Source organism: Bacillus cereus G9842 (assembly GCF_000021305.1).
Taxonomy (GTDB): Bacteria; Bacillota; Bacilli; order Bacillales; family Bacillaceae_G; genus Bacillus_A; species Bacillus_A thuringiensis_S.
Genome location: NC_011772.1, coordinates 546736 through 573515, shown reverse-complemented (window position 1 = coordinate 573515; position 26780 = coordinate 546736). Strand labels below are relative to the sequence as shown.

The following is a 26780-nucleotide window of genomic DNA, read 5'->3' as shown; positions in this document are numbered from 1 at the left end:
TACGGGTGAAACCCAACAATTCAGGTGGAGATGAATTGCCGTCAGTCAATAAGGCTGAACTTTTTTGTTTCTTTTTGTCTTACGATACAATCTACTCTTAGATAAGGAGGGTATAGATCGTAAAACAACGAAATTGAATAATGATAATCATTCGGTTACTTGAGCCAAAAGGAATTACGATGAAGACTATATTCACATTTTGTTCCGTTTCATTTCAAATATTATCTTAGGGAAGAAATAATTTTAATGAACTCTCTGAGAAAGGTGGTGAAAACAATGGTTAAAAAGAAAGCAGTGAAAGTATTACGCAAACAAAAGAAAAGAGAAAACATGCAACGATTCACGCAGAAACAAAATATCGGACGAGCTAGTCTGACTGCAAAAGAATTCCGCTTACTGCAACGCATGTCACATAGTTCAAAAGCATTGCGAAATGTTGGATTGTACACGATGAAACAAAGTTATTTGAACCATAATAAAATGGCTACTGTAAAAGAAGTAGATACCGCCATGCAAGCCGATATGAACTACTGGGGCGTGCAATCAAACTCTGTGCAGGCTATTCGTAGAGCCTTATATGCAGAAGTGAAGAGCTTTTTTAAGGCATTGGAAACGTGGAAGAAAAATCCTGAAGCATTCACAGGGCGTCCTAATTTTCCGAATTATTCTCATTCAACTGACAAACGAATCATTGAAATCTATCAAGTGCCAAAAGTGGATGATAACGGGTATTGGCTGATTCCGATGAGTGTTGCATTCAGAAAAAAATTCGGTTCCATTAAAATACGTATACCGAAAAACTTAAGACATAAAAAAATCTCCTACATTGAGCTTGTACCGAAGCAAAAAGGTCGGTTCTTTGAGGTGCATTACACATATGAGATGCACGTTTCTCAAATGAAGAAAACATCCACGACTACGAATAACGCTTTGAGTTGCGATTTAGGTGTAGACAGATTAGTAAGTTGCGTAACCAATACAGGTGATACATTTTTAATTGATGGTAAAAAACTAAAAGCCATTAACCAATACTTCAATAAAATGATACGTAGTCTGCAACAGAAAAATGTTGAAAACGGAATTTCAAAACGAGTTGTAACGAACAAAATGGCTGCACTTTGGCATAAACGGGAAAGGCAAATAAATGGTTACATTTCACAAACTGTAGGCTTGTTGTTTAAAAAAGTGAAAGAATGTAGTGTAGATACGGTTGTAGTAGGTTATAACGCTGGTTGGAAACAAAAATCAGATATGGGAAAAAAGAATAATCAACAATTTGTTCAAATCCCGTTTCATAAACTGATTGCGGCAATTGAGAATAAATGTATAAAAGAAGGCATCCGGTTTTTCAAACAAGAAGAAAGCTATACTTCAAAAGCTAGTTTTCTTGATAAAGATCCGGTTCCAGTTTGGACTAAGGATGATAGGACACACTATCACTTTAGTGGCAAACGAATGACTCGTGGTCTGTACCAAAGTAAAGCAGGAACATGTATCCACGCTGATATTAATGGTGCGCTGAATACATTGCACAAATCAAAAGTGGTAGAATTGAAAGAGAATCTTAAAGTGAAAACGCCGATTCTATTAGAAGTGCAAAAACGTAAGGCTGTTGCTTCGCGCATAGCTTAGTGGGTGCGTCAACCATCCATATGTACTCGACTTGTCGGGGCTTGTAGCACACGCCAGATTCATCTGAGTGGTGGCTTCTTCCACAAGGGAGAATTGCTCTTTTTCGAAAGGGTGGTGCAAGTGGGAAAACAATCATTCGTTGCCAGTACCAACCAAAAACATACTTGGGGTGTTACCATAAGGTGGCATGAATGCTAGAGCGTCAAACTGTCTAGCGATGGACGAAAAGACCTAGCGTTCAAACTCAAGCCCCCACTGAAACGATTCATTTCAGTGGGGGTAGTTGACTATTTTCATGTAAACTATACAAGTAGAATGAACAGTTTGGGGTGCACAAGATTATGGTAAAAATTTTATTAGTAGACGATGAAGAACGTATGTTACGATTATTAGATCTGTTCTTAAGCCCTCGCGGCTATTTTTGTATGAAAGCTACCTCTGGCCTTGAAGCACTAAAATTAATCGAACAAAAAGAATTCGATATTATTTTATTAGATGTTATGATGCCAAGTATGGATGGATGGGATACTTGCTATCAAATTCGTCAAATTTCCAACGTTCCTATCATTATGTTAACAGCTCGCAACCAAAACTACGATATGGTGAAAGGCCTCACGATGGGCGCAGATGATTATATTACAAAACCATTTGATGAGCATGTATTAGTCGCACGAATCGAGGCTATATTACGCCGTACAAAGAAAGATGGCTTTGTTAGTTTCAATGGTATTGAGTGGGATAAAACGAAACATACTGTCACAGTTTATGATGAAAAAATCTCATTAACTCCTATCGAATTTTCGTTACTCGGATTATTTTTGCAAAATACAAACCGTGCTTATAGCCGAGATGATTTAATCGAAAAAATTTGGGGCTATGAAACAGATATCGAATATAGAACAATTGATTCACACATTCGTAATATCCGTGATAAACTACGCAAAAAAGGATTTCCAATTGAAGATTACCTAGAAACGGTCTATAAAGTCGGATATAAATGGAAAAGTGAATAATTACTTCGGTCAGTGGGAAATCGTATACCACTGACTCTTTATTATGAATAAGGTATGGTGAAAAAATGAGTAAACTTTCCCTTAAAATTGGGACATACTTTTTAATATTAGCTTTATGTATTGAAACAATTGCTTTCGTATCTTTTTATAAAAGCCTTTCAAAAATGCGTATTGTAGAGGAAACAGATGCTCTTTTAGAGAAAGGTAATCGCTATAGTAAAAAAATTAAAAGCCGCGAGAGACGGGATGAATATTATAAAGAAATGAAACACGCTGAACATAATAAAAATCCTAAACGTCCTGTGTATCCTGAGTTCGATATTACGAATGAGGCTGCACACTTAGTTGAATCGGAATCAATTTCTAACTCCGATATAGCTATCATTATTACTGACCATAACGGCAAAATTATTTCCACCTCAGAACCCGTAACAAAAGATATGCAAAAACAACTTACTTGTAAAACAGAAACTGTCCCAGACGGCGGATTGGTCGTTGAAAGAAACTGGAAAAAATCAAAGTTCATCACAACAGTAAGCCCACTTAACACAACAAAGTTTCAAGGAAAGCTATATATGCTATTAAAAACATCTTTCCTAGAAAATATGTTACTTAAACTCATGAACCAATTTCTTATCATTAGCGTTTTAACAATTATTTTAACAACAATTTCTGTCTTTGTTTTTTCACGCGTTATTACAGAACCACTTGTAAAAATGAAGAGAGCGACAGAAAAAATGTCAAAATTAAATAAACCAATTCAATTAGGTATTAAACGGAATGATGAACTCGGAAGTTTAGCAAAAACAATTGAAGATTTATCGAGTGAACTTACGTATATGAAAAAAGAGCGCAATGAATTTCTCGCTAGTGTCGCTCATGAACTATTAACTCCATTGACCTATATGAAGGGTTATGCAAAGGTAGCAAAGAGAGACTCTTTAACAAAAGAGGAGCGAGAAGAATACTTACAAATCATTGAGGATGAAACGGATAGTGTAACCGATCTCGTCCAAGATTTATTTATGCTTGTACAATTAGAACAACACCAATTTGTTATAAAAAAACAAAAAGTGCTTCTTCAGCCATTTTTAGAACGAATGGTTGAAAAAACAAAAACAACATTAACGAATAAGCAAATGCAACTTCATGTATATTGCAAAGATGATTTAGAAGTTTGTATAGACGAAAGACGTATGGAACAAGTTATGTTAAATTTATTACACAACGCTTATCAACATTCGCCAGAAAACACATCTATTACGATACGTGTACTCATGGAAACAGATTCTTTTACAATAAGTGTACAAGATGAAGGTGAAGGTATTCCTGAAGAAGATATCCCGCATATTTTTGACCGCTTTTATCGTGTCGATAAATCTAGAACACGAGCTACAGGCGGAAAAGGTATCGGGCTAGCTGTTGCAAAGGAAATTGTAGAATTGCATAACGGTTCTATTCTAGTAACAAGCCAATTAGGAGCGGGAACAAACTTTATAATCGAGCTACCTTTTGAATAATATGCGTGTGAAAACACCAGTAGTAGTAAACACTACTGGTGTTATTTTGTTCATAAAAACAGCTCATATAAGCTAAGCTTTTGAAATTATTCTTATTTCAATATAAAATAAAGGTACATTTGCAAAGATTTGGAGGGTGATATAATTGGATATCCATGTATTAACAAAAGACGAAGCAGAAATTTACTTAGAACTTCGCGTAGAAGGATTAAAGCAAAACCCTGAAGCATTCAGCTCTTCTTATGAAGATATTATTAATAAAGAGTGTGCGATTGAATATAAAGCACAAAAATTAGCACAAGATGAAAACTATACGCTAGGTGCATTTAAAGATGGAAAATTAATCGGGGTTGCAACACTGGAAACGAAACCATATGTAAAACAAGAACATAAAGCTAAAATCGGTTCTGTATATGTATCTCCAAAAGCACGTGGACTTGGAGCAGGAAAAGCACTTATTAAAGAATGTCTTGAGCTTGCTAAATCTTTAGAAGTAGAACAAGTTATGCTTGATGTTGTTGTTGGCAACGATGGAGCGAAAAAACTTTATGAATCATTAGGTTTTAAAACATTCGGTGTACAAGAACGTTCATTAAAATATAACGGACAATATTGGGACGAAGAGCATATGGTCTTATTCTTAGATGAAAATAAATAATAAAAAACATCCTCATGTTTGGAGGATGTTTTTTACTTTCTGGTAAACCATGCCGTGTGTAATAATTGAATCGCTTTCGCAATTTCTTCCTCTGATAATATCGCAAACCCAAGTAAAACTACACTCTCAGGCGCCGTACCGTCTTTATAGTACGTAGACACAGGATATATTTTGATACTATGTTTCGCAGCTTCTTGAATTAATTCTTCTTCCCGCATTCCGTTATGCACTTTTAATAAAATGTGTAATCCCGAATCTTCTCCTATCACTTCAACACGATTAGAGAAATACTTCTCTATTTCAAAAACAAGTCGATCTCTCTTCTTTCGGTAGACGACACGCATTTTATGAATATGTTTTTCCCAATAGCCTTCATTTAAAAATCTTCTAATCACTTCTTGGTCCATTCTTGAAACACTTTGTGTATAAAATAAATATTGCTGTTGATACTTTTTAATTAATTTCTTCGGCAACACCATATAGCTCATCCGTAGCGATGGCAATAATGCTTTAGATAGCGTCCCCATATAAATAACTTTCCCCTCTGTATCTAACCCTTGTAGCGCCGGTATAGGCTTTCCAGAATAGCGAAATTCACTATCATAATCATCTTCAATCATATACCTGCCCTCTTCTTTCTTTGCCCATTGTAAGAGCTGCATCCTTCTCGTAATAGGCATAATCATTCCATATGGAAACTGATGGGAAGGTGTAACAAATACAACATTCGCATTGCTATTTTCTAAATCTGCAATACAAATTCCATCTCTATCTAAAGATAACATTTGGACTCTTGCTTCTCCCTGTTCAAAAACAACCATCTTCCTATGATACCCTGGGTTTTCAACTGCATAATTGCTTCCCTTTAACAATTGAAACAATAGTTTCACTAATATTTGTGTTCCCGCTCCTAATACAATTTGACTAGCTGAACAACGCACACCTCTAGATTCATACAAATAATTCGTAATCTCTTCTCTTAAGCTCGCTTCCCCTTGAGGGTGTCCTAGAAAGAGAAGTTCGTTATTATGCGGCTGCCATACTTCATTTACAATTTTCCGATACATATTGAATGGAAAAGCATTTGTATCAATTCCTGTTTGTGTAAAGTCAAATTTATAACTCTTCTCCTGAAACGGTACTTCTTCTATTCTCTCTCCGCAATCCTCTACATGAACCATTTGCTCAATCTTGCATACAAAATAACCTTTTCTCGATATCGACTCAATATAACCTTCTGCAAGTAATTGTTCGTACGCTGCCTCTACTGTATTTTTACTTACTTGTAAATGTATCGCTAACTTTCGCTTAGCTGGTAATTTCGTAAAAGGTACAATCGATCCATCTTTAATTTCTTTTTTTATATACTCATACAATTGCACATATAATGCCTTTTTACTATTCACATTTAAATTAGGCGTTAATTCTAACATAATATCTGACCCCTTAATAAAACTAAAATCTGATACTTTTTACAGTACCAGAAGTTATATATAATTCCTTTTATCATGTCACACATAAAAAATCAAATACCGGAGAGGAGAAACATGATAATGAACAATGGTAGACGTATCGGACTTATTATGATTATTACAGGGGCTACATTATGGGGATTATCTGGTCCAATGATTCAGTGGCTATTTCAGCATACTAATGTATCCTCAATTGATTTTTTAACAATTCGCTTGTTGCTTGCAGGAATATTTATTTTGTCTTTCTTACTTACAAAGAAACAAAACATATTTCAAATTTGGAAACACCCTAGATATTCTATACAACTTATTATTTTCTCTATTCTCGGCATGCTCGGTGCACAATACGCCTTTATCGAAACGGTTCATATTAGTAACGCGGTCACAGCAACGCTATTTCAATTTCTAGGTCCTGTTCTTATTACCATGTATGTTGCATTTGAACAAAGAAAATTCCCTGCTTCTATGCAACTATTCGCAATTATAACTGCGCTAACAGGGACATACTTCATTATTACAAATGGCTCAATTGAAAATGTTGTTTTATCTAAAGAAGCTATTATTTTTGGACTATTAACAGCAATCGGATTTGCATTTTATACCCTCCATCCAGCTTCGCTTATTAAAGCATGCGGAACAACCATAGTAATTGGCTGGGGGATGTTAATCGGCGGCATCGCCCTGCTTATTTGTAATAGTTCGTTTGGATGGAGTCAGCTTTCACAAACCTTTACACCAAAAACTTTTTCTATGCTTATTCTTATCATTATAAGCGGCACTCTTTCTTTCCTTCTTTATATCGGTAGTCTGAAATATTTAGCCGCAACAGAAACAAGCATTTTATCTAGCATTGAACCCCTTGTAGCTGCCATCGTTTCAATCACTTGGCTAAATGAATCTTTTGGAACATATCAATTATTAGGCGGCGTATGTATCGTTCTGTCCGTTATTTTTTTGACGATGCCTCAAAAAGAAACCGAACCAACCTATACAACGGAACAAATATAAGGTGAAACTTTAATCAGTGTGGGTTTGTTCATCCCCCCCACAGATTATTAACCTACACCAATCGGGCTTTTACGGGATAAAAAATGTCAAAAGAGGTCGTACAAAACTTACGACCTCTTTTTATAATTTAAAGGAATTGTCCCGCCTTCTAGCAAATACAATTACACTAACAATAAAAACTAGGAGTGTGGCACCATGAAAAAAATCGGAACTATGCTACTTCTCTCCTTCCTCATCACTGGATGCACACAAGCACAACCTGATTCAAAAGTACCTAAAACAGAAGCTGTCACAACATCATCCACTCAAGTGAACGCACCTTCCTTCTTTCACCTTAGTGTTTTAAAAGATGTAAATTGGGAAGAAGCACCCTCATTCATAGACGGAAAAATACCTTTAAAAGGCATCGAAAAAAAAATCGCAATGGCTGATAGTCCTATTATCGCAAATGAACAAAATGAAATAATGTGGTACTTTCTAGATTCTGAAATACCAACTGGAAAATTGTCTATTATTGCGCTAAAACAAGGATCTGTAACTCCAACACCAGTACTCTTTCAAAAAGAAACTTCCAAACAAACTTGGACTACTTCAAATACAATCGATTCTACTACAAGCGAACTCCCTCTCGCTATGTCACTACCTTCATCTGGATTATGGTTATTAAATATATATGTGAATGAAAAATATTATGATCAGTTTGTAATCACCGCTGAGTAAAGTGACAAAAATAAACCACTTTCTTACAACAATGTAATTTCTACGTCATGTACTTCGATAGTTGAATTATCTCTCTTCTCTTATACTTAAAGTAAGAAATGAAACGAGGAGAGATGAGAGATGAAAAAAATGATAGAAGTGATCGTAGCAGTAACTGAGGTTTTAGTAAATGGTAAACAAGTTGCAATGGAATTAAATAAATAGTGAAGAAACATAAATAATTCTACACTTCTTCATTATTTTGATTTCTTATCTCAAAAAAGCAGTGCCTTTTTAGGCACTGCTTTTAGCTATTAATAACTTGTTATTTTCGTAATTTGCGCCACGCCTGAATCAATAGCTGCTTTCGCTACTGCTTCTGCAACACTTGGAACAACTCTTTTATCTAATGGATTCGGGATTACATAATTCGCATTACGTTCTTCGTCCGTAATGATGTTAGCGATCCCATATGCTGCCGCTAATTTCATCTCTTCTGTAATATCAGTCGCGCGCACATCTAACGCACCGCGGAATATTCCGGGAAACGCCAATACATTATTTACTTGATTCGCATAATCCGAGCGCCCAGTTCCTACTACAGCTGCCCCAGCCTCTAATGCATCCTCAGGGAAGATTTCTGGAATTGGATTCGCCATTGCAAACACAATTGCTTTCTCATTCATCGTCTGTACAAGTTCTTTCGTTAATACGTTAGGAGCAGATACGCCAATAAAAATATCAGCTTGGTGAATCGCTTCTTTTAACGTTCCACGCACATGTTCACGATTTGTCTTTTTTGAAACTTCAATTTGCGCTTCGTTCATCCATGTTTCACCTTCACAAACAATACCTTCTAAGCTAACTAATGTAATGTACTTTGCACCAGCCTTTAATAATAATTTTCCAATTGCAATTCCTGCCGAACCCGCACCGTTAATAACGATTTTTACATTATCCATTTGTTTGCTAACAACTTTTAATGCATTAATAACAGCTGCTAAAACGACAATAGCTGTTCCATGTTGATCATCATGGAATATAGGAATATTCGTTTCTTCTTTTAATCGTTTTTCAATTTCAAAACAACGTGGTGCTGCAATATCTTCTAAATTAATCCCTGCAAATGTAGGCTCTAAATTTTTTACAAGGGTAACGATTTCATCTACATCCGTTGTGCCTAAACATAATGGGAAAGCATCTACATTCGCAAACTTCTTAAACAAAATACTTTTTCCTTCCATAACAGGCATAGCCGCTTTTGGTCCAATGTTTCCTAAACCAAGTACCGCTGTTCCATCTGAGACAACCGCCACCATATTACCACGTGCTGTATAGTCATACACCGTTTCTTCATCTGCCGCAATTGCTTTACAAGACTCAGCTACACCTGGTGTATACGTCAGGCTTAAATCATCCGCTGAATTTACCTCCACTTTACTTGTAATTTCAATTTTCCCTACTAACTCTTTATGCAATAACAATGATCTTTCATTAATTTGATTTGCTAACATACTTATAATCTCCCCTTAATTTGACAAGCTAGCTATATGAATATAGCTAGCTTGTTTAATCATGAAAACATCTTTAATAATATTGTCGCTGTTACAACCATTGCTGCCCCGCCTAAACGAGTAGAAATTTGCGCGAACGGCATTAATTCCATACGATTTGAAGCCGATAAAATAGCGACATCTCCAGTTCCACCTAAACCGCTATGACATCCAGTTACAATCGCTGATTCAACTGGATACATTTTCATCACTTTCCCTACAAGAAAACCTGATGCTACCATTGTAAGAACAACCGATGCACACACAACAACATATCCTACTGAAAGAACTGCTGCTACGTCTTTTAACGGAATATATAGCAATCCTAATCCAACCATTAAAGGCCAAGTTAAATTTTTTGAAATAAATTTATATAAATGGAATGCTCCTTGCTCCATTTTCGCTGGCATTAATTTAAAGTATTTCACAAGTGCTGCTGAGAAAATCATAATGATTGCCCCAGGAATACCGATGAACTTAGAAGCAAATCCTCCGAAGATGAAGAACGTGCACGCAATTAATAAACCTGCTCCCATTAATGAGAAGTCAATTGGCTTCTCTGTATTTTGTTCTTTTAATAATTCTGCTTGATTGTCTGTTTTCACTAATACACCGTTACCACTAAGCTCTGGTTTCTTCTCACCTAAACGCTTCATATACCCTGCACTCACGATTGCGAACATATTTCCAATAATAGCTGCTGGAATAAGCTGCGATACAAATGTTGCTGATGATTCATTTAAAATGTCACTATAAGCTAGCGACAATGGTAAAATTCCTTCCCCGATACCACCACTCACAATTGGTACGATGATAAAGAAGAATGTCTGCTTCATTTCAAATCCAAATAGTGAACCGACCAATAATCCTACTGCTACAGAAGCTAACGTCCCTACTACTAAAGGAATAAACATACGAACGAAACCTTGTACTAACACTTTACGGTTCATTCCTAAAATACTTCCGACTACTAAACAAGAAATATATAGATATAAAAAGTTCGATTTTTTCATTAACATTGTCGCAGCTTCCATTGAAGCTGGATTCATCCAGTTAAAAAATACAAGTAATGATGGAATAAATAACGAAAGTATTGCTGGACCGCCGATATTTTTTAAAATTGGAATTCTCATCCCAATATCGCCTAAGAAAATCCCCATGATCATAATAACTGCAAATCCACCAATCATATCTGCTGGCAATTTATTATATACAGATGCCCCATAAATAATAGCAGCCAATACTACATATAACGGTAAAGGTATAACACCGATTTTTACATTCATAATTTTAGAAGCGAAAGATTCTCTTTGTACTTCATTTCCTTCAGAAAATGATACCGCTTCCACATTCTTTTGAATTCCCATATGGCACCCCCTCGTTTTCTTAATAACAATATTAAAACGCTTTCAATAGTAAAAATAGTTTTTGTAAGTTTTGTAATTGATTTTGTAATTAAAAAAAGTATAAGCGACTTATACTAAGTCGCTTATACGTAAAACTCTATTTTCTTTTGATCAACACATCTTAATTTACTTACAGGTCTTCCCACATGTTGGTACATCATTTCGTTTTCTAACACCCCAATGTCAGTCAAAAACATTACATATTTTCGAATAGAAACTCTTGAAATTCCAACTAATTGTGCCATTTCATCTGTTGTAAACACTCTTCCATTCAGCGACTCGATCTTCTGCCAAATTAATTGCAACGTTTGCTTCGTTAACCCTTTCGGAAGCTCTTTAGTGACAGTAGGCTCTCTTTTTTCTTTTTGTAAAATTAACGAATCTAATTCCGATTGACTAATTTTTTGTTGTTCTTTCATGAAAGTAAATTTTTCTCGATATATAGTTAATGCCTCTTTAAATCGTTCAAATGTAAATGGTTTAATTAAATAATCTACAACTCCATATTGTAATGCTTTTTTAATACTCCCCATATCATGTACAGCTGAAATCATCATTATATCGATTTCTTTTTCTTGGTTCCGGATATACATTAAAAGCTCAAACCCAGTCTCTTCAGGCATAAAAATATCAAGTAATACTAAATCCACTCGTGATGTCTCTAATACTTCTATCGCCGACTTTACTGAGTTAGCTGCTTGAACAAGTTCAAACCCTCCTACTTGCTCTAAATAGTGCGTATTTAACATTGCTACCATCGGGTCATCTTCTACAATTAAAACTTTAATCATATTTGCCTCTCATCCCTACCTTTAGGTATTTCAATTGTTATCGTTGTTCCCTTTCCTACTAATGAATGCATATGAATTTCCCCATTTATTCGCTGTATACTTTCTTTTACAAGATACAAACCATAACCCCGGTTATCTCCCTTTGTGGAATAACCTTTCGTAAATAATTCCTCTATTTCTTTTTCTTGTATACCTTTTCCCGTATCTTGTACTGTAATAGTTAATATATCCCCATGTTGTATCTCAATTTCAACTTGCTTCTTTTCACAATTCGTCACTGCTTCTAATGCATTATCAATTAAATTTCCGACAATCGTAATAAGTTCATGAGTAATACTTTCATCATCTATTTCCGGCATATAAGAATCTTCACTTATAATTAATTTTATATTTTTCTCTCTAGCATAGCTGAGCTTACCTAGTAAAAAACCAGCAAATACTGGACTTTTTATTCTTTTCATAACTCCACCAATTTCATATTGATGCTCTGATACCATACCGCTTATATACTTCTGTAATTCTTCATACTGTTTCATATGTGTAAGCCCTAATACGACATGCATCTTATTCATAAACTCATGAGATTGTGCCCGTAATGCTTCTGCATATAGTCTAATACCAGTTAGTTCCTCTGCTAGTTTTCTAATCTCTGTTTTATCACGAAATGTTGCAATTGCACCCACTATTTCTCCTTTTACATATAAAGGAACTCGATTCGTCACAATCGTAATTCCATAAATATTTTGTTCTTCGTTTAATTGTACTTCTCCCGTTTGCAATACTTCTTTTATACGTGAATTTGGCATATACAACTCAACATCTTTACCGATAAAATTTTCTTCAAGTCCACTTTTTTTAAATAGACGTTTTGCTTCATTATTAATTAACGTTACTCTAGCCTCTTTATCTACAGCAATGATCCCCTCCTTTACAGATTGTAGCATCGTATTTCTTTCTTCAAGAATTTTTGCTATCCTGTGCGGCTCAAGACCGAATAAACTTTTCTTGATATGTCTAGCTAGCAATATTGCTCCTATAATTCCGACTAATACTCCAACTCCGACACCAATATAAATGATATGTCTACTTTCCTTAACTCTCTCTTTTACATTATCTGCTGAAATACCAACGGCCACTGCTCCAAGTTGTTCACCTGTTTCAGAAAATATTGGTACAAACACTCGCATGGAAATACCTAAAGTTCCTTCTGCTAACGATACATGTTCTTTTCCTTTCAATGCAGGCCCTTCGTCCCCACCAATGAAATGACGACCTATTTTTTGAGGATCTGGATGAGATTTTCTTATTCCATCCATGTCCATAACTACAATAAATTGAACACCTGTGTTTTTTAATATCCTATTTGTATACGTTTGGATTGCAGGAGTATCCGCTTTCCCAACCAAGCCATTGATTACAATTGAATCATTCGCCACAATGTGTGCAATTGTTTTTGCTTTCTCTGCTTGGCTATCCTCCGTCGCCCGTTCTACATTATGACTAATTAATATATCTGTCACAAGTAAAGAAAAAATTACAACTGTACAAACTAACAATGTAATCGTTTTCCACAAATTCCATAGTCTTTTTCTTTTTTTCATCCCGTTAATGACTCCCCTAATTGCTGAATAGAAAAATAAGTAAGGTGATATTATTTTCACCTTACTTATCTGCTGTTATTATACTTTAAATTTACTAGTCATCGCTTGTAGTTCTTCGGCCATCCCAGCTAAGTTTTGCGAAGCTGAACTAATTTCCTCCATTGAATTAACCTGTTCTTCTGTTGAAGCCGCAACACTTTGCATACTAGCTGTATTTTCTTCTGCAGCCGCTGCAATTTCATCAATAGCATTTGTCACTTCATTTGCATCTCCAGCAATTCTCTTCGTTGTTTCTACCATTTGATTAACTTGAGAAACAATATGTGTAGTAGAACTTAAAATTTCCGTAAAACTTACTTTCGTTTTTGTTACAACATCAAGGCCTTGTTGAACTTCTCCATTCACATTATCCATTGCCTTAACAGTATGTTCAATATCCGCCTTAATTTCTGCAATTAAATTTGCAATCTCTCCAGATGACTCTCCTGATTGCTCTGCTAATTTTCTAACCTCATCTGCTACAATAGCAAATCCTCGACCCTGTTCACCTGCTCTTGCTGCTTCAATAGCCGCATTTAAAGCTAATAAGTTCGTTTGAGTAGCTATGTTTTGAATTGCTTCAGAAATAGCTCCTACTTGCTTTGATTTCTCATCAAGAAGTTTAATAATAGCATCTGACTCGGATACCGACCTAGAAATAGACTGCATTTGTTTTGCAGTTTGTTCAACTAAATCTTCTCCCTCTTCAGCTCTTTCTCTCGCATGTAATGAGGAAATAGAAATTGACTCTGCGCTTCCGGTTACATCTTGAATTGCTGTATTTACTTGTTGTAATGTAGCCGCACCTTCTTCAACACCTTGACTTTGTGATTCAGCCCCACCTGATACTTGTTCCATTGCAATTGTAATTTGATCTGTCGCATCATTTGCTTGCTGTACGCTCGCTGTTAACTCCTCAGCCGATGCCGCGACATGTTCTGCTGAAAAGCTAATTTGGGTAATAACATCTTGTAAAGACGTAGACATTTCATTAAATGAAGTCCCTAATTTCCCTATGTCATCCTTAGAATGGATTGTAATTTTCTCTGTTAAATCTCCCTTACTAATTTTATATGCTGATTCAGCTATTTTTCGTAATGGCCCTGTAATAGACCTTGTAATGAAATAAATTAATACACTACCAAATGCAATAGCGATAGCAATAACAATTAAAGTCTTATAAAACACTGGACTGGCAGCTTGGGTAATTTCTTCATCGAACATAACTCCAACTACTTTCCAGCCGTTTTTTTCATTTGTTGCAAAGATTAAATTCTTTTTATCATCTTGTTCTGTATAAGACACATTTCCTTGTTTATCTTCATAAATTGGTTTAACCCAAGGATCAGTAACTTTCGCACCTGGTTTTCTAGATGGATGACTAACAATTTGCTTATTTTGATCTAAAATAACTGCATAACCTTTTTCACCAATGTTAATCATTTTGGAAATTTTTAAGATGTTATCTAAATTTAAGTTAATTCCTATAACACCTTTACCATCTTTTACTTCTTTCGCAATGGTCACTACCATATTTTTTGTAGATGCTGATTGATATGGTGCAGTAACAATTACTTTCCCTTTATTTTCATGTGCTTCTTTATACCAAGATCTATCTGTTGGATTATACCCATCAGCCATTTGGATAAATGGTTCTCTTATAAACTTTCCCGTCTGCGTTCCAATATAAATACCTTCTACTTCTGGATGAAGCTTTATATATTGTGCTAACTTCGTTCTCACTATCTCTTCTTGTCCATTTGGATATGTATCCTCTGTTAAGATGTCTGCAAAATACGTCGCATCAACAAATTTCTCTTCTATATTTTGAGAAATAACAGTATTTAAAACTGAAATATTCTCCTTTGCTTTATCTGTCATTTGATGTTCAAAATTTGTTTTGGCAGTTTGATATGAAACACCACCGATAATAATTCCTGGTATAGTTAAAATAATAAAAAATGAAATGATTAATTTTTTCTTGATACTCATACATTTAACCCAGTTAAATATTTTTTGCATAATAAGCCTCCTTTATGTAATGTGGATACTTGTGTCATTTTATACAATTAACATACATAAAACAATATATAATGATAACATGTAATTTTTTCGTCAATTATGCATTTTTCCATATTCACTCCTTAATAAGGATTTTAATCATAAAATAAGAGAACTTTAGCATTATATATACTAAAGTTCTCTTATTTCTCAACAGCTTCTACTCTAAAAAATTTCTCTTATAATCTTCAATCTCTATCCTTCGCCTTATAGTCATCTTACTAAAACTCTTCATCCTAATTTATTTGGAGCTCTTTACATAACTAATTGCCTGACTCCCCATTTGCACCCATGCCTGTTCAAAGCTTTCTCTCGGTACTTTTACATCTAAGCTATCCTCAAGTGGATCTCGAATATATACAGATTCCTGATCATAACCAATAAGTACAATACAATGTTCATTATACGTAATAGAAACATCTCCACTATTTGTTTCCCATGTAGTAAATTCATCTTCATCTAATGGTGCAAATGTTGCATTCGTAATCATGACTACCGGTTTCCCTGCTTTTACACTCTTATAAATCTCTTCTATATTCTTCCCAGTTAAGTCTACAGCTTTATTAGGTAAATATTTTTCTGCTAACTGAAAAAGTGGCCCATGATATACACCATATCCTGATTCAGAGAATGTATAAATATTACCTACAAATCCTTCATTCGGATTCCCGCGCACACCATCGTCTATAAAATCAACTTTTTTTATTTCATTTGCTAATGTCATCTTATCCACTGAAACACCAGCGTATTGTAACATCATTGCTAAACTTGTCACTTCACAGCCTCTATCCAATTCTGGTAACTGCTGAATTAATGGAACATTTGATAAGATGACTTTTTCATCGTTATTACTAAACTCCGTTTCTTTTCCTCTTTGTATATTTGAGAATGTAAACTTCTCTACATACTTTGGAATTCCATTTGTATATACACTCCATATTGCTGCACCTAGTAAAGCTGTACATATATACCACTTCAATTTTCTTATCACTTTCACGCCCTTATTAATTCGTTAAATAAGAATAAAATGCGTCAGCATCCGTTCTAATCATCGGTACAAAATTTAGTTCTTTTCCTTTTTCAGGCTGATCTTTTTTTATCTTTTCCGCTAACTCTTGAATATTCATATTCATTTTATCCATATTAAGCTCATCTGCCATTTGTAGCACCTTTTGTTCATTAATTTCTTTTAATATTTGATATATATCTTTACCGTACAAATCAATATGATATTTTTTTGCTTCTTCCTGTACTTTTTGTTCGTACACTTCTTGTGCTAACTCTTCAATTTCTTTTCCTTTTTGAGAAATGTCTAACTTTCCTGCTTCTTCTCTTACTTTCGTTCCGTAGATTTCTTCCGCGATGTCTTCAATTTCTTTTCCATCTGTAGAAATGCCTAATTTATCTGCTTCATCTTTAATTTTAATCGTATTAATTTGAGTAATTAAATCTACAATTGATGTATTCTCTATAGATATACCTAGCTTTAACGCTTCTTGCTTTACTTTTGTTTCATAGATTTCTTCTGACAGCATCCCAACATCTTTTCCTTCAATCGAAATACCTAACTGCTCTGCTTCCCTTCCTACTTCTGTTTCATGAATTTCTTTTTCTAATGTAATTTGTTCTTTTCCTTCCGTTTCAATACCTAGTTCCTCTGCTTTTTCTTCTGTATGCACTGCATGTATCTTACCATTGTTCAATTGTTCTTTACTGCGCTGCGTGTAATCTGTCTTTCCTTTTTGTGTTTCAGAAGGAGAGGCACCCCCTAATATGCTTAAACTCATTACTCCAATAGTGAATACCGTCATCATTTTCTTTTTCAAAATTAATTCCTCCCTCTTACACTTTCTTTTTCAGCATTCCCATAATTTTTTTAATACTATACATACATCTCATCGCTGCTTGAGATAACATTATGATTGATAAAATCCACTCACATACACCTAGTCTCTTCTTCATGTAACGAACGTTCTTTATGCCATACATAATATAAATAGTTTCTTAACTTTCCCTTAAAAAAAAGACGACCTTGTAAAAACAAGATCGTCTTCTTACTTATATTTTTTGATTTTTAGGAAAAATCACTTCAAAACAAGTGCCATTTCCCCATCTGCTCTCTACTGATATTTTTCCATAATGCTTTTCTACAATCCAATTTGCGATTGAAAGACCTAATCCAGCTCCTTCTGACGTACTTCTTGCTTTATCCCCTTGATAAAAACGATCAAATAATTTCGGAATATCTTCTTCTTTCACTCCTATCCCGTCATCCTTCACCTGTATACGAATTGAACTACTCGTTTGCGTACAATCTATTTGAATATGCCCACCTTCGTTTGTATACTTCATCGCATTATCTAACAGTATGACCATCATTTGATGAATCCGCTCTCTATCCCCCATAAAAGATACACCACGTTCTACTTTTAGTATCATTTCTTTTTCCTGATAAGAAGCAATCTCTTTATATGGAGCTACTATTTCTTCTAACAATTTATCAAGTTCAAATGTTTTCTTATCCATCTCAATTTGATTAGAATCAGAACGTGCTAGCAATAATAAATTACTAACGAGTTTCGATAACCGCCTACATTCTTTTGAAATTGTAGAAATATCCATCGCTTTTTCTTCTATCGTAGCGGATGGTGATTGGAATAACACATCCGTTTTTGATTGAATAACTGCAAGCGGTGTCCTTAGTTCATGTGATGCATCAGAAACGAATTGCTGCTGTTTCTCCCATGAATTTTGAATAGGTACAAGTGCTCTGCCAGCTAGGAAAAAGCCGATACCTATCGCACAGAGGCTTCCTATGCTACAACCTATAACGAGGATTAAAAATAAAGTATTTAACATTCTTTCTTCCGCTGTTATATCTCGCACGATTTGAACTATTTCTCCATCTTTTTGAAGCGAAAATGCTCTAAAATATCGTCCTTGTACTTCAATATCTTGTAACTCCCCTAATTTTTTTGGAGAAAACTTTTCCAAATTCTCTTCAAAAATAGAACGGAATTTACGGTTATCGCCCTCTATTTTCACTATTTTCCCATTCCAAGTTATTCTAGTTACTCGCGGATCTCCAATCTGGATATTCTCTATGCGTTTTCTTGGTGGTATTTTAACATCTAATTTTTCTCTATACTGAGCCATCATTTTTATAGATTGATCCACTTCATTATAAATACGCTTATATGTGTATGAATAAATAATACTGCCTAATATACCTATTAATAGGATAAATACTAATGAATTCACTATAGTCAAACGAATGCGTGTCTTTTGAAACATACTTCCTTTTCTCATTGTTCTTTTAATATATATCCAATACCTCGAACGGTTTGAATATCTTTCTGATAACCGAATGGCTCTAATTTTTTACGTAAATGATGCACATACACTTCTACAATTGCTACTGTCGTATCTGAATCAAATCCCCAAACACGATCAAAAATTTGTTCACGCATTAAAATCTTCCCGCTATTTTGAATGAGATACTCTAGTAGCTCATATTGTTTCAATGTCAACTTAATACCTTGTCCATCTACTTGAACGTCTTTATCTTTTCCGAACAATTCAATCCCTTTATAGCGAATCGTTTGCTGCGTTGTTAAACTACCACTTCTGCGTAGTAAAGCGCGAATTCTCGCTTTTAATTCAGGGGCCTGAAATGGCTTAACGATATAGTCATCTCCACCAAAGTCCAATCCCTTCACCCGATCTTCTAAAGAATCTCTCGCTGTCAAAAACAGGACTGGTGTTTCAATCTTTTCATCACGTATTTTTTGAATCACTTCAAATCCGTCCATCCCTGGCATCATCACATCCAACAAAATTGCATCATATATATTTTGAAGCGCTAAAAACAATCCATCTTCTCCATTTATTGCCGTATCTACTTCAAATTCATCACACAAAATTTGTACGATAGACTCTAATAACGAAGTATTATCTTCTACTACAAGTAAGCGCATGCTCTCACCTTCCATCAAATAGTTCAATTCTATTTATTATTACATTTCTTCTCTTCATAACAAAAGAATGTAGTTATATTACGTAATTTCATTTTCAACTATTTCCTTCTAAAATTTTGAAATTTTATTATAAAAACTTTGTCTTAAATTTACCTTAATAAAAAATTGAAAGAAATAAGATTCCTCTTATCTCTTTCAATTTTTTATTACATATACCTTTTTACTTGGCAACTCCAAACAATTTAGCTGACCACCATACACAGCCCCGCCATCAATTCCAATAATACGATTACTACCAAAATACACTCCGCAATCCTCACTACTATGAAGCGTTTTTGTTTCCGTATGCCCAAATACAACAACCTTTTCACCGCTATATCCATTATGAAATTCATTACGGATCCACATTAACGTATATGGTTCAGATTCAGAAACTCGTTTCATCGGCTCAACCCCAGCATGTACAAATATATACTCTTCTGTTTCAATGTAATGATCTAATTCTTGAATAAACTTTATATGTTCCTCTAATACAGAAGATTGTAAAATCGGTTTTTGGAAGTCTTTCTCATTAACCACAATATCTTCTTCTAGAAATCCATAACTATATAATGTCTTATCTCCACCATTTCTTTTTACCCAATGGTTCCATGAACGTTCCTCATTTGTCGTTAACGCCTTAATCATCATATCTTCATGATTTCCTTTTAAAATGAGAGCTCCCTCTTCTTTCAATTCTTTTACCTTTTCAATTACAGCACGCGCATTTGGACCACGATCTACATAATCTCCCAGTAAGATTAATTGATCCTGTTTCGCATCATATTGAGCTTCTTTCAACAACTGTTCGAACTTTTCTATTTCTCCATGAATATCACTAATAACAAGAATTCTTTTCATATTATCCCCCCTCTTTCTAATTATAGTTCAAAACAACGGAAAATTCCGAATCTTAACCTTGAATTAAATTTATCTCGCATTAACGGGCAGTAAGACCCCCACCTCAAAATTCAGCAGAAGCAAAGAAGTTAGGTGGGGGTAGGGCTGCCCGTAAAAGCCCGATTGGTGAGGGCTAATAATCATTGGGGGATGAAGAAAAGCCCCATTGATTAAAGTTTCACTTTATTACAAACTAAACTATTATCCTTACAACAATGTAAGTCTCTTGTCATCCAATTCGATAGTTGTAATTACTGTATCTCCTTATACTGAGAGTAAGAAATGAAACAAAAAACAAGGAGAGATGAGAGATGAAAAAAGTAATGGAAGTTGTAGTAGCGATAGTAGAGGTTTTCGTAAATGGTAAACAAGTCGCAATGGAGTTGAATAAATAATGAAAAGGACAACATTCACTCTAGACCCTTTACTCATATAAAAGAGATAAGACTTCATCATTTCTTTGATCCCTTATCTCCCTATAAAGAAAGCCGTATCCCTTTTAAGGATACGGCTTTCTCTTATTTTTGACTCGTACGAGCTGAAATGCTAATTGCTCTATCTGTTGCTTTGGCAGCTTCATCTAACGCCTCTTTACTATTCTTTCCGTCATACATTGCTTCCAATGCTTTTACAACTGCATCTCGTGATTCTGGGAATACACTAATTAAAGCACCTTGTGTTGCTGGAGATTGCTTCGTCGCTTGCAGTTGATCTACTGTTACTTTCAACTGTGGATATTTTTCATATTGCTCTTTTACTAACGGCTCATTATATGCATCTGGATTAATTGAGAAATAGCCTGTTGCCGTATGCCATTTCGCTTGTACGTCTGGCTTCGTTAAATATTTCATAAAGTCCCAAGCACCTTGTTGCGTTTCTTCTGAAACCATATTCGTCATCCATAATGATGCGCCTCCAATGACAACACCATTTTGTTTCGAATCCTCTGGATATGGAATATATGAAACACCTACATTAAACTTAGATGCATCAATTAAATCACGAACACCTGCTGAAGAATCTAAATACATAGCAACTTGTCCAGACTGGAACGCAGCACGAATATCATCCCAACTTGCTCCATACTTTCCAAGTGCGCCAGCTTTATTTAAATCATCTAACATTCCAAATACTTTCTGTCCTTCTTTACCGTTAAATACCGCCTTCTTTGCAGCATCTTTACGGCCGTTTTCGTTATTTACATATAAAGCACCTTGTGTCGCTAACAACTCTTCAAAGAACCAACCATAGTTAAGCATGGAGAATCCATATTGTTTTACATTTCCGCCTTCTTTAATCGTTAACTTTTTCGCTGCTTCTTGTAATTCCGCATATGTTTTTGGAGCTTTCTCTGGATCTAAGCCCGCCTTTGCGAAAGCATCTTTATTATAAATTAATACTGGCGTAGATGAATTAAATGGCATAGAATACATTTTTCCATCAACTGAATAATAATTTGTAATTGCTTTTTCTAATTTTGACGTATCGTACTTATCTTTTTTTATCCAGCTATCAATTGGTGTGATTTTTTTGCTATCAATCATATATTTCGTTGTAATTTCACTCGATTGAACAAGAGCTGGCGCTTCTTTCGTTGCAGACATCGTTCTAAATTTCGTTAAAGACTCTTCATATGTCCCTTGGAACTCTGCCTTTATCTCGTATTTATTTTGCGACTTATTATAGTCTGCAACAAGACCCTCTAGTACTCCTTGTGTTTTTCCACCCATCGCATGCCAGAAGCGAATTACTGTTTTATCACCATTTTTTTCAACTGGTGCTACTTTTGCCTGTGCTTCAGGTTTTCCCTCTGTTTTACTATTTGAACAAGCGACACTAGATAATGCCATTGTTGCTACCATTAATAGAGCAGCACCTTTTTTTACTAGATTCATTTAAATCTCACCTTCTCTTAATTATTTAATTGCACCTTTTGTTAATCCTTGTTGTAATTGCTTTTGCCCTAAAAATAGTAAAATCAATGTTGGAATAACGATAACCGTAACACCGGCCATTACGCTTCCCCAATCAGTTGCAACTTCTTGAGACTGAAGCTGCTTCACACCGATTTGCACTGTTCTTACTTTTTCATCAGTGGTCACTAAAAGTGGCCATAAATACATATTCCATGTTGTTAAAAAGCTATATACTCCAAGCGTAATAAAACTCGTTTTACAATACGGAATTACAACGCTGAATAAAAACCTTACATTTCCAATCCCTTCAATAAACGCAGCTTCTTTTAGTTCATTCGGAAGTGTCATAAAATGTTGACGTAACAAGAAAATACCGAAAGCTGTTGCAAAAAACGGCACTGTCATCCCGGCGAAACTATTGATCCAGCCAAAGTTTTGAATCGTTAAAAAGTTAGGCACCATCGTTGCTTCCCACGGAATCAGCATCGTTGAAATAAACAGGAAGAAAATTAAGTTTCTCCCTTTAAACTGAAGAAAAACAAAAGCATAAGCTGCTAAACTTGATACGATAAGTTGTCCAATCATAACGACTGTCGATACAATTAAACTGTTATATAAGTATGTAAAAAGTGGTACTTTTTGAAAAATATTAATGAAATTATCAAAAGTAAACTGGGTCGGAAATAACCTTCTCATTTGAATATCGTCTGGTGTCATAAAACTTATTAAAAATGCATACAGTACAGGAAAAAATACCATTACTGCACTAATAATGAGCAGCATGTATAATAGGAAATTTTGTTTCCACTGTTTAACAATCATTTATAATGCACCTTTCTCTCAGCAAACTTAAATTGAAGTAATGTAGCAACGAAAATGAAAACAAATAATACCATCGCTTGTGCACTTGCTGTTCCAAATTGATGATTCACAAACGCCTCTTTGTAAATCGAGTACACAATCAAATTCGTTGCATCATTCGGTCCACCGTGCGTTAAAATATCAATTTGTCCAAAACTTTGGAACGCACTAATTAACGTTACGGTTACAATAAAGAATAAAGTTGGCGATAGCATCGGTAATGTAACACGGCGAAGCTTATATAAATAACTAGCACCATCTATAGATGCACTCTCATATAAAGACGTATCGATATTTTGTAAACCACCTAATATAACTAAAAATGCAAACCCTGTATTCACCCAAACTGTTGTAACTGATACAGAGAATAGTGCCCAGTCCGGACTCGTTAACCATGCGATTGCAGGAAGATTCATAGCGGCTAATATATTATTAAATAATCCTACACTTGGATGAAATAAAAATAGCCAAATCACTGCACTAGCAGCTACTGATATTCCCATCGTCGAAGAAAACAGAACTCGGAATAACCCAATACCTCTTACCTTTCCATTTGCAATCAATGCAAGAAACAAAGCAAATATAATACTCGTAGGCACTGTATATAAAACAAATAGTAAAGTTGATTTTATACTTTTGTAGAAGGCTGGATCAGAGAATAAATATTGATAATTTTCTAAGCCAACGAAAAGATTAGCTTCTCCATGTATATCGGTTAAATAAAAACTATAGTAAATCGTCCTAAACAATGGATAGAACAGAAAAATCGAAAATAGCAAAATAGATGGCGCCAAAAACAATAATCCTATTCTTAAATCTTTCGTTCTCCCCCATAATTTTTTCTTTTTTGACACCTTTGTTTGAACTGGTAACTTACTTACTTCGATCATTATTTCGCCACCACTTTCAACTCTTCTTCAGCTACCACTTTTAAGCGTTCATTCGTGTTTTCGTTAAAGAAGCATAACTTTTCTTGCGAGAATAATAATTTTACTTTGTCACCTTTGTTCAAGAGTAACTGTCCGATGACTTTCGCACTCCAAATTGTTCCATTTACCGCAAAGTTTAATATAGATTCATTCCCTAATACTTCTACAGATTGCAGCGTCACTTCTTGTCCTTCCTCAGACAGTGCAATATGCTCAGGACGCATGCCTATACGAATTATTCCTTCTGGTAATTGCTTTAACTGTCCAATAGATAATGGAATTTGCAATTTCCCTATATGTAATACACCTTTTTCTTTATCCACTTCTCCATCATTTATATTCATAGAAGGAGAACCTATAAAGCTTGCAACAAATTCGTTTGCTGGTTCGTTATATATGTCAAGTGGTGTTCCAACTTGCTGTATACTTCCTTTATTTAAAACCATAATACGATCTCCCATAGTCATCGCTTCTATTTGATCGTGGGTAACGTAAATCATCGTAATTCCTAATCGCTGCTGAATTTCTCTAATTTCAATTCTCATTTGCGCACGTAATTTCGCATCTAAATTCGAAAGTGGTTCATCCATTAAACAGATTGGTGCTTGACTCACGATCGCCCTAGCAAGCGCAACACGCTGTCTTTGTCCGCCTGATAATTGGCCTGGTTTCATTTTCACATACTCTTTCAGTCCTACCATTTCAATAGCTTCCATTAATCGCTTTTGTCGCTCTTCTTTTTGTACTTTTCTTACCTTAAGTCCAAATAAAATATTTTCTTCTACAGATAAGTGTGGATATAATGCATAATTTTGAAATACCATTGATAGATTACGGTCTTTCGGCTCTAGATCATTTGCAACACGTTCATTAATAATTAAATCTCCCGAAGAAATCTCTTCTAAGCCAGCGATCATTCGTAATAATGTGCTTTTCCCGCATCCCGAAGGTCCAACTAAAACAAAAAATTCGCCCTTCTTAATATGAACCGATACGCCTTTAACCGCTGTCTCTTCTGCATTTTTATATACCTTTGAAACATTTTTCAATTCAATCACAAGGTTGCACTCCTTTTTTCTTCATGTATCCATACTTCATAATGACTTGTTGAAATCGCACTTGCTCCTGCACGAATTGCAATTTCCGCATCTTCTCGCGTTTGAATCAGCCCGCCTGCAATAATAGGAAACTCTATTTCCTCTGCTAGCTGTTTAATTATAGAAGGCATAATCCCCGGCATAATCTCTACTGCATTTGGTTTAGTCGTTTTACAATTTTCAATTGATTTAGTAAGGGATAAAGTATCTACAATAAAAATACGTTGAATTGTTTTCAATCCAATTTTATTAGCATTTCGAATTGTCGAACCCTTTGTTGAAATAATACCTTGTGCCCCGATAACATCTTCAATATACAAAAGTGCTTCCTCTGTATTCGTATTTAAGCCTTGTATAAAATCACAATGAAGAAATACATCATGTCCATGTTTCTGCAATTCATATACACGCTCTGGTAATTCCAGCATTGAACCAGTCATAAGAAAAACTGTTTTCGGCAATTTTTTGTATGCTTTGTATCCTTTCCAATCCTTTATCATCGCAATATAAGGTTCTTTAAACATTCATTCCACCTAACTGTTCTATTTTTATCCAAACTAAAAACACCTACTTACATAGAACGCCTTTCTCCTTATTTGAACTCTAGAGAATAGAGCACACCTAAGAAAGTGGCACATTATATGTAAGTGGGTGTTCTCAAATGTTCTCTACCCTAGTTATTTTGTTACCTTTACTATATTACGCATTTATTAAGTCAGTTTTGATAGATTGTTAATTAGGTGTTAACCGAATGTTAATATTCACCATATCACTATTTACATTAATCTAGATATTAAAATATAAACAAATAGAACGAAACAATACTTAAAATTCAATCAATATGTAAATTCATTCCATAGTTAATTAGTTTTAGTTTTCTCGCAACTGCTTGTGAAGCATAATTATCCCAAGAAGTACTATAAAGTGGAATGCGTTTTTCTTCTTGTAATGATATCGCCCAGGCTGTAACAACATCAGTACCATATCCGTTCCCTTGAAACTCCGCTAAAGTTTCCACACTTGCCTCAGCAGCTACGGGCGTACTTCTGGCACTCCAACAAACAGAAACTACCTTTTCATTTTTTACAATTGCAAAATAAGGTTTCCTCCATTCCATCTGTTCTATTAGATTAGGAAAATTTTCTCGCAAAAGCTCTCTATTCTTCTCAGTTATTTGTATTGTTCTAGTCGGCTTATGTAAATTACTATGAAACATGAAAGCAGGACCCATCCAAATATTTTTCACTGTTCTTTCTTCATTTAATACATTAATAATCTTTGCTATCTCTATATGCTTTGAAGGTTCTTGAATTAACTTCTCAATCTTACTTACCGTTTCATCATCCACATTACAATGATATCTCGTTATACTCCCTTCACGAGTTCTGCCAAGAAAAAAACGTGGTGCTTTCGGATTTCCTTGTTCATTTACATATTTCATTTTTCCGACTTGATTATGAACAAACAAAACCTCTACCTGAATTACTATTAAATCAAGTTCTGAGAGCCTCATTTTTATCCTCCTTATTTACTCCATATACCATCCATTCATAATCTATTTTTCATGTTCAAAACAAAAATCCCATTCAAATACACATTACTGAATCC

The 26780-nt window shown here is 34.9% G+C and carries 23 protein-coding genes and 1 pseudogene; 6 read left to right on the top strand and 18 right to left on the bottom strand.

The features are described from left to right. The first annotated feature begins 276 nt into the window (after positions 1–276). The 4 genes from BCG9842_RS02865 to BCG9842_RS02850 all read left to right on the top strand — a co-directional run bounded on the left by BCG9842_RS02865 (position 277) and on the right by BCG9842_RS02850 (position 4823). Entirely contained in the window at positions 277–1632 is a 1356-nt protein-coding gene (locus BCG9842_RS02865) for an RNA-guided endonuclease TnpB family protein (protein WP_000239357.1), read from the top strand. A gap of 341 nt (positions 1633–1973) precedes the next feature. Further along, the gene (locus tag BCG9842_RS02860) at positions 1974–2645 is read left to right on the top strand and encodes a response regulator transcription factor (protein ID WP_000238957.1); all 672 of its coding nucleotides are present in this window, start codon (positions 1974–1976) and stop codon (positions 2643–2645) included. 65 nt (positions 2646–2710) lie between these two features. After that, positions 2711–4165 carry a HAMP domain-containing sensor histidine kinase gene (locus BCG9842_RS02855; protein WP_000041024.1) on the top strand — a complete coding sequence of 485 codons (1455 nt, stop codon included), beginning with the start codon at positions 2711–2713 and terminating at the stop codon, positions 4163–4165. Between the two features lie 145 nt (positions 4166–4310). After that, complete coding sequence (locus BCG9842_RS02850) at positions 4311–4823, top strand: GNAT family N-acetyltransferase (RefSeq protein ID WP_000351212.1); 513 nt, start codon at positions 4311–4313, stop codon at positions 4821–4823. A gap of 32 nt (positions 4824–4855) precedes the next feature. Here the strand turns inward: BCG9842_RS02850 and pdxR are convergent, their stop codons facing one another. Next, entirely contained in the window at positions 4856–6256 is a 1401-nt protein-coding gene (gene pdxR / locus BCG9842_RS02845; protein ID WP_000891922.1) for a MocR-like pyridoxine biosynthesis transcription factor PdxR, read from the bottom strand. Positions 6257–6376: 120 nt separating this feature from the next. Here pdxR and BCG9842_RS02840 point away from each other — a divergent pair, with 120 nt between their 5' ends. Then, positions 6377–7303 carry a DMT family transporter gene (locus BCG9842_RS02840; RefSeq protein ID WP_001059061.1) on the top strand — a complete coding sequence of 309 codons (927 nt, stop codon included), beginning with the start codon at positions 6377–6379 and terminating at the stop codon, positions 7301–7303. Between the two features lie 195 nt (positions 7304–7498). Further along, positions 7499–8023 carry a DUF4871 domain-containing protein gene (locus tag BCG9842_RS02835; RefSeq protein WP_000719685.1) on the top strand — a complete coding sequence of 175 codons (525 nt, stop codon included), beginning with the start codon at positions 7499–7501 and terminating at the stop codon, positions 8021–8023. A 293-nt stretch (positions 8024–8316) separates the two neighbouring features. Here the strand turns inward: BCG9842_RS02835 and BCG9842_RS02830 are convergent, their stop codons facing one another. From BCG9842_RS02830 to BCG9842_RS02755, 17 genes and pseudogenes are all read right to left on the bottom strand, one after another. Then, the gene (locus tag BCG9842_RS02830; RefSeq protein ID WP_000880775.1) at positions 8317–9516 is read right to left on the bottom strand and encodes an NAD(P)-dependent malic enzyme; all 1200 of its coding nucleotides are present in this window, start codon (positions 9514–9516) and stop codon (positions 8317–8319) included. Positions 9517–9575: 59 nt separating this feature from the next. Further along, positions 9576–10922 carry a 2-hydroxycarboxylate transporter family protein gene (locus tag BCG9842_RS02825; protein WP_000512725.1) on the bottom strand — a complete coding sequence of 449 codons (1347 nt, stop codon included), beginning with the start codon at positions 10920–10922 and terminating at the stop codon, positions 9576–9578. A 122-nt stretch (positions 10923–11044) separates the two neighbouring features. After that, positions 11045–11752 carry a response regulator gene (locus tag BCG9842_RS02820; protein ID WP_000598656.1) on the bottom strand — a complete coding sequence of 236 codons (708 nt, stop codon included), beginning with the start codon at positions 11750–11752 and terminating at the stop codon, positions 11045–11047. Then, positions 11749–13353 (bottom strand): sensor histidine kinase, encoded by a 1605-nt coding sequence (locus BCG9842_RS02815; protein ID WP_000746398.1) that lies wholly within the window; start codon positions 13351–13353, stop codon positions 11749–11751. The genes BCG9842_RS02820 and BCG9842_RS02815 overlap by 4 nt, the downstream gene beginning before the upstream one ends. A gap of 78 nt (positions 13354–13431) precedes the next feature. Beyond that, positions 13432–14250 (bottom strand): methyl-accepting chemotaxis protein, encoded by an 819-nt coding sequence (locus tag BCG9842_RS32100; RefSeq protein WP_434166820.1) that lies wholly within the window; start codon positions 14248–14250, stop codon positions 13432–13434. Positions 14251–14370: 120 nt separating this feature from the next. Beyond that, a pseudogene (locus BCG9842_RS32095) lies at positions 14371–15273 on the bottom strand (HAMP domain-containing protein); the annotation flags it as partial. A 421-nt stretch (positions 15274–15694) separates the two neighbouring features. Beyond that, positions 15695–16450, bottom strand: coding sequence for a C39 family peptidase (locus tag BCG9842_RS02805; protein WP_003255893.1), 756 nt, complete (start codon positions 16448–16450; stop codon positions 15695–15697). Positions 16451–16457: 7 nt separating this feature from the next. Then, positions 16458–17279 (bottom strand): hypothetical protein, encoded by an 822-nt coding sequence (locus BCG9842_RS02800; protein ID WP_000728579.1) that lies wholly within the window; start codon positions 17277–17279, stop codon positions 16458–16460. A gap of 232 nt (positions 17280–17511) precedes the next feature. Continuing rightward, positions 17512–18762: a sensor histidine kinase gene (locus BCG9842_RS02795; protein ID WP_012614732.1), complete on the bottom strand. Its 1251-nt coding sequence runs from the start codon at positions 18760–18762 to the stop codon at positions 17512–17514. Beyond that, a complete protein-coding gene (locus BCG9842_RS02790; RefSeq protein ID WP_001238635.1) occupies positions 18759–19430 on the bottom strand; it encodes a response regulator transcription factor in 672 nt (223 codons plus the stop codon). The genes BCG9842_RS02795 and BCG9842_RS02790 overlap by 4 nt, the downstream gene beginning before the upstream one ends. Positions 19431–19625: 195 nt before the next feature. Continuing rightward, on the bottom strand, positions 19626–20330 hold the full coding sequence (locus BCG9842_RS02785) for a metallophosphoesterase family protein (protein ID WP_000821983.1): 705 nt from the start codon (positions 20328–20330) through the stop codon (positions 19626–19628). 557 nt (positions 20331–20887) lie between these two features. After that, positions 20888–22264, bottom strand: coding sequence for an ABC transporter substrate-binding protein (locus tag BCG9842_RS02780; RefSeq protein WP_001055010.1), 1377 nt, complete (start codon positions 22262–22264; stop codon positions 20888–20890). 21 nt (positions 22265–22285) lie between these two features. Further along, positions 22286–23107: a carbohydrate ABC transporter permease gene (locus BCG9842_RS02775; protein WP_000635948.1), complete on the bottom strand. Its 822-nt coding sequence runs from the start codon at positions 23105–23107 to the stop codon at positions 22286–22288. Then, positions 23104–24036, bottom strand: a complete 933-nt coding sequence (locus BCG9842_RS02770; protein WP_000573802.1) for a carbohydrate ABC transporter permease — start codon at positions 24034–24036, stop codon at positions 23104–23106. The genes BCG9842_RS02775 and BCG9842_RS02770 overlap by 4 nt, the downstream gene beginning before the upstream one ends. Then, positions 24036–25133 (bottom strand): ABC transporter ATP-binding protein, encoded by a 1098-nt coding sequence (locus BCG9842_RS02765; protein ID WP_000571381.1) that lies wholly within the window; start codon positions 25131–25133, stop codon positions 24036–24038. The genes BCG9842_RS02770 and BCG9842_RS02765 overlap by 1 nt, the downstream gene beginning before the upstream one ends. Then, positions 25130–25696 (bottom strand): glycerol-3-phosphate responsive antiterminator, encoded by a 567-nt coding sequence (locus BCG9842_RS02760; RefSeq protein ID WP_000471999.1) that lies wholly within the window; start codon positions 25694–25696, stop codon positions 25130–25132. Before BCG9842_RS02760 ends, BCG9842_RS02765 begins: the two co-directional genes overlap by 4 nt. Positions 25697–26004: 308 nt before the next feature. Continuing rightward, positions 26005–26685: a GNAT family N-acetyltransferase gene (locus tag BCG9842_RS02755; protein WP_001239735.1), complete on the bottom strand. Its 681-nt coding sequence runs from the start codon at positions 26683–26685 to the stop codon at positions 26005–26007. Positions 26686–26780: the final 95 nt, after the last annotated feature.

Coding starts and splice junctions, on each gene's coding strand:
- BCG9842_RS02865 (WP_000239357.1), top strand. CDS start 277: ATGGTTAAAAAGAAAGCAGTGAAAGTATTACGCAAACAAAAGAAAAGA.
- BCG9842_RS02860 (WP_000238957.1), top strand. CDS start 1,974: ATGGTAAAAATTTTATTAGTAGACGATGAAGAACGTATGTTACGATTA.
- BCG9842_RS02855 (WP_000041024.1), top strand. CDS start 2,711: ATGAGTAAACTTTCCCTTAAAATTGGGACATACTTTTTAATATTAGCT.
- pdxR (WP_000891922.1), bottom strand. CDS start 6,256: ATGTTAGAATTAACGCCTAATTTAAATGTGAATAGTAAAAAGGCATTA.
- BCG9842_RS02840 (WP_001059061.1), top strand. CDS start 6,377: ATGAACAATGGTAGACGTATCGGACTTATTATGATTATTACAGGGGCT.
- BCG9842_RS02835 (WP_000719685.1), top strand. CDS start 7,499: ATGAAAAAAATCGGAACTATGCTACTTCTCTCCTTCCTCATCACTGGA.
- BCG9842_RS02830 (WP_000880775.1), bottom strand. CDS start 9,516: ATGTTAGCAAATCAAATTAATGAAAGATCATTGTTATTGCATAAAGAG.
- BCG9842_RS02825 (WP_000512725.1), bottom strand. CDS start 10,922: ATGGGAATTCAAAAGAATGTGGAAGCGGTATCATTTTCTGAAGGAAAT.
- BCG9842_RS02820 (WP_000598656.1), bottom strand. CDS start 11,752: ATGATTAAAGTTTTAATTGTAGAAGATGACCCGATGGTAGCAATGTTA.
- BCG9842_RS02815 (WP_000746398.1), bottom strand. CDS start 13,353: ATGAAAAAAAGAAAAAGACTATGGAATTTGTGGAAAACGATTACATTG.
- BCG9842_RS32100 (WP_434166820.1), bottom strand. CDS start 14,250: ATGGAACAAGTATCAGGTGGGGCTGAATCACAAAGTCAAGGTGTTGAA.
- BCG9842_RS02795 (WP_012614732.1), bottom strand. CDS start 18,762: ATGAGAAAAGGAAGTATGTTTCAAAAGACACGCATTCGTTTGACTATA.
- BCG9842_RS02790 (WP_001238635.1), bottom strand. CDS start 19,430: ATGCGCTTACTTGTAGTAGAAGATAATACTTCGTTATTAGAGTCTATC.
- BCG9842_RS02785 (WP_000821983.1), bottom strand. CDS start 20,330: ATGAAAAGAATTCTTGTTATTAGTGATATTCATGGAGAAATAGAAAAG.
- BCG9842_RS02780 (WP_001055010.1), bottom strand. CDS start 22,264: ATGAATCTAGTAAAAAAAGGTGCTGCTCTATTAATGGTAGCAACAATG.
- BCG9842_RS02775 (WP_000635948.1), bottom strand. CDS start 23,107: ATGATTGTTAAACAGTGGAAACAAAATTTCCTATTATACATGCTGCTC.
- BCG9842_RS02770 (WP_000573802.1), bottom strand. CDS start 24,036: ATGATCGAAGTAAGTAAGTTACCAGTTCAAACAAAGGTGTCAAAAAAG.
- BCG9842_RS02760 (WP_000471999.1), bottom strand. CDS start 25,696: ATGTTTAAAGAACCTTATATTGCGATGATAAAGGATTGGAAAGGATAC.
- BCG9842_RS02755 (WP_001239735.1), bottom strand. CDS start 26,685: ATGAGGCTCTCAGAACTTGATTTAATAGTAATTCAGGTAGAGGTTTTG.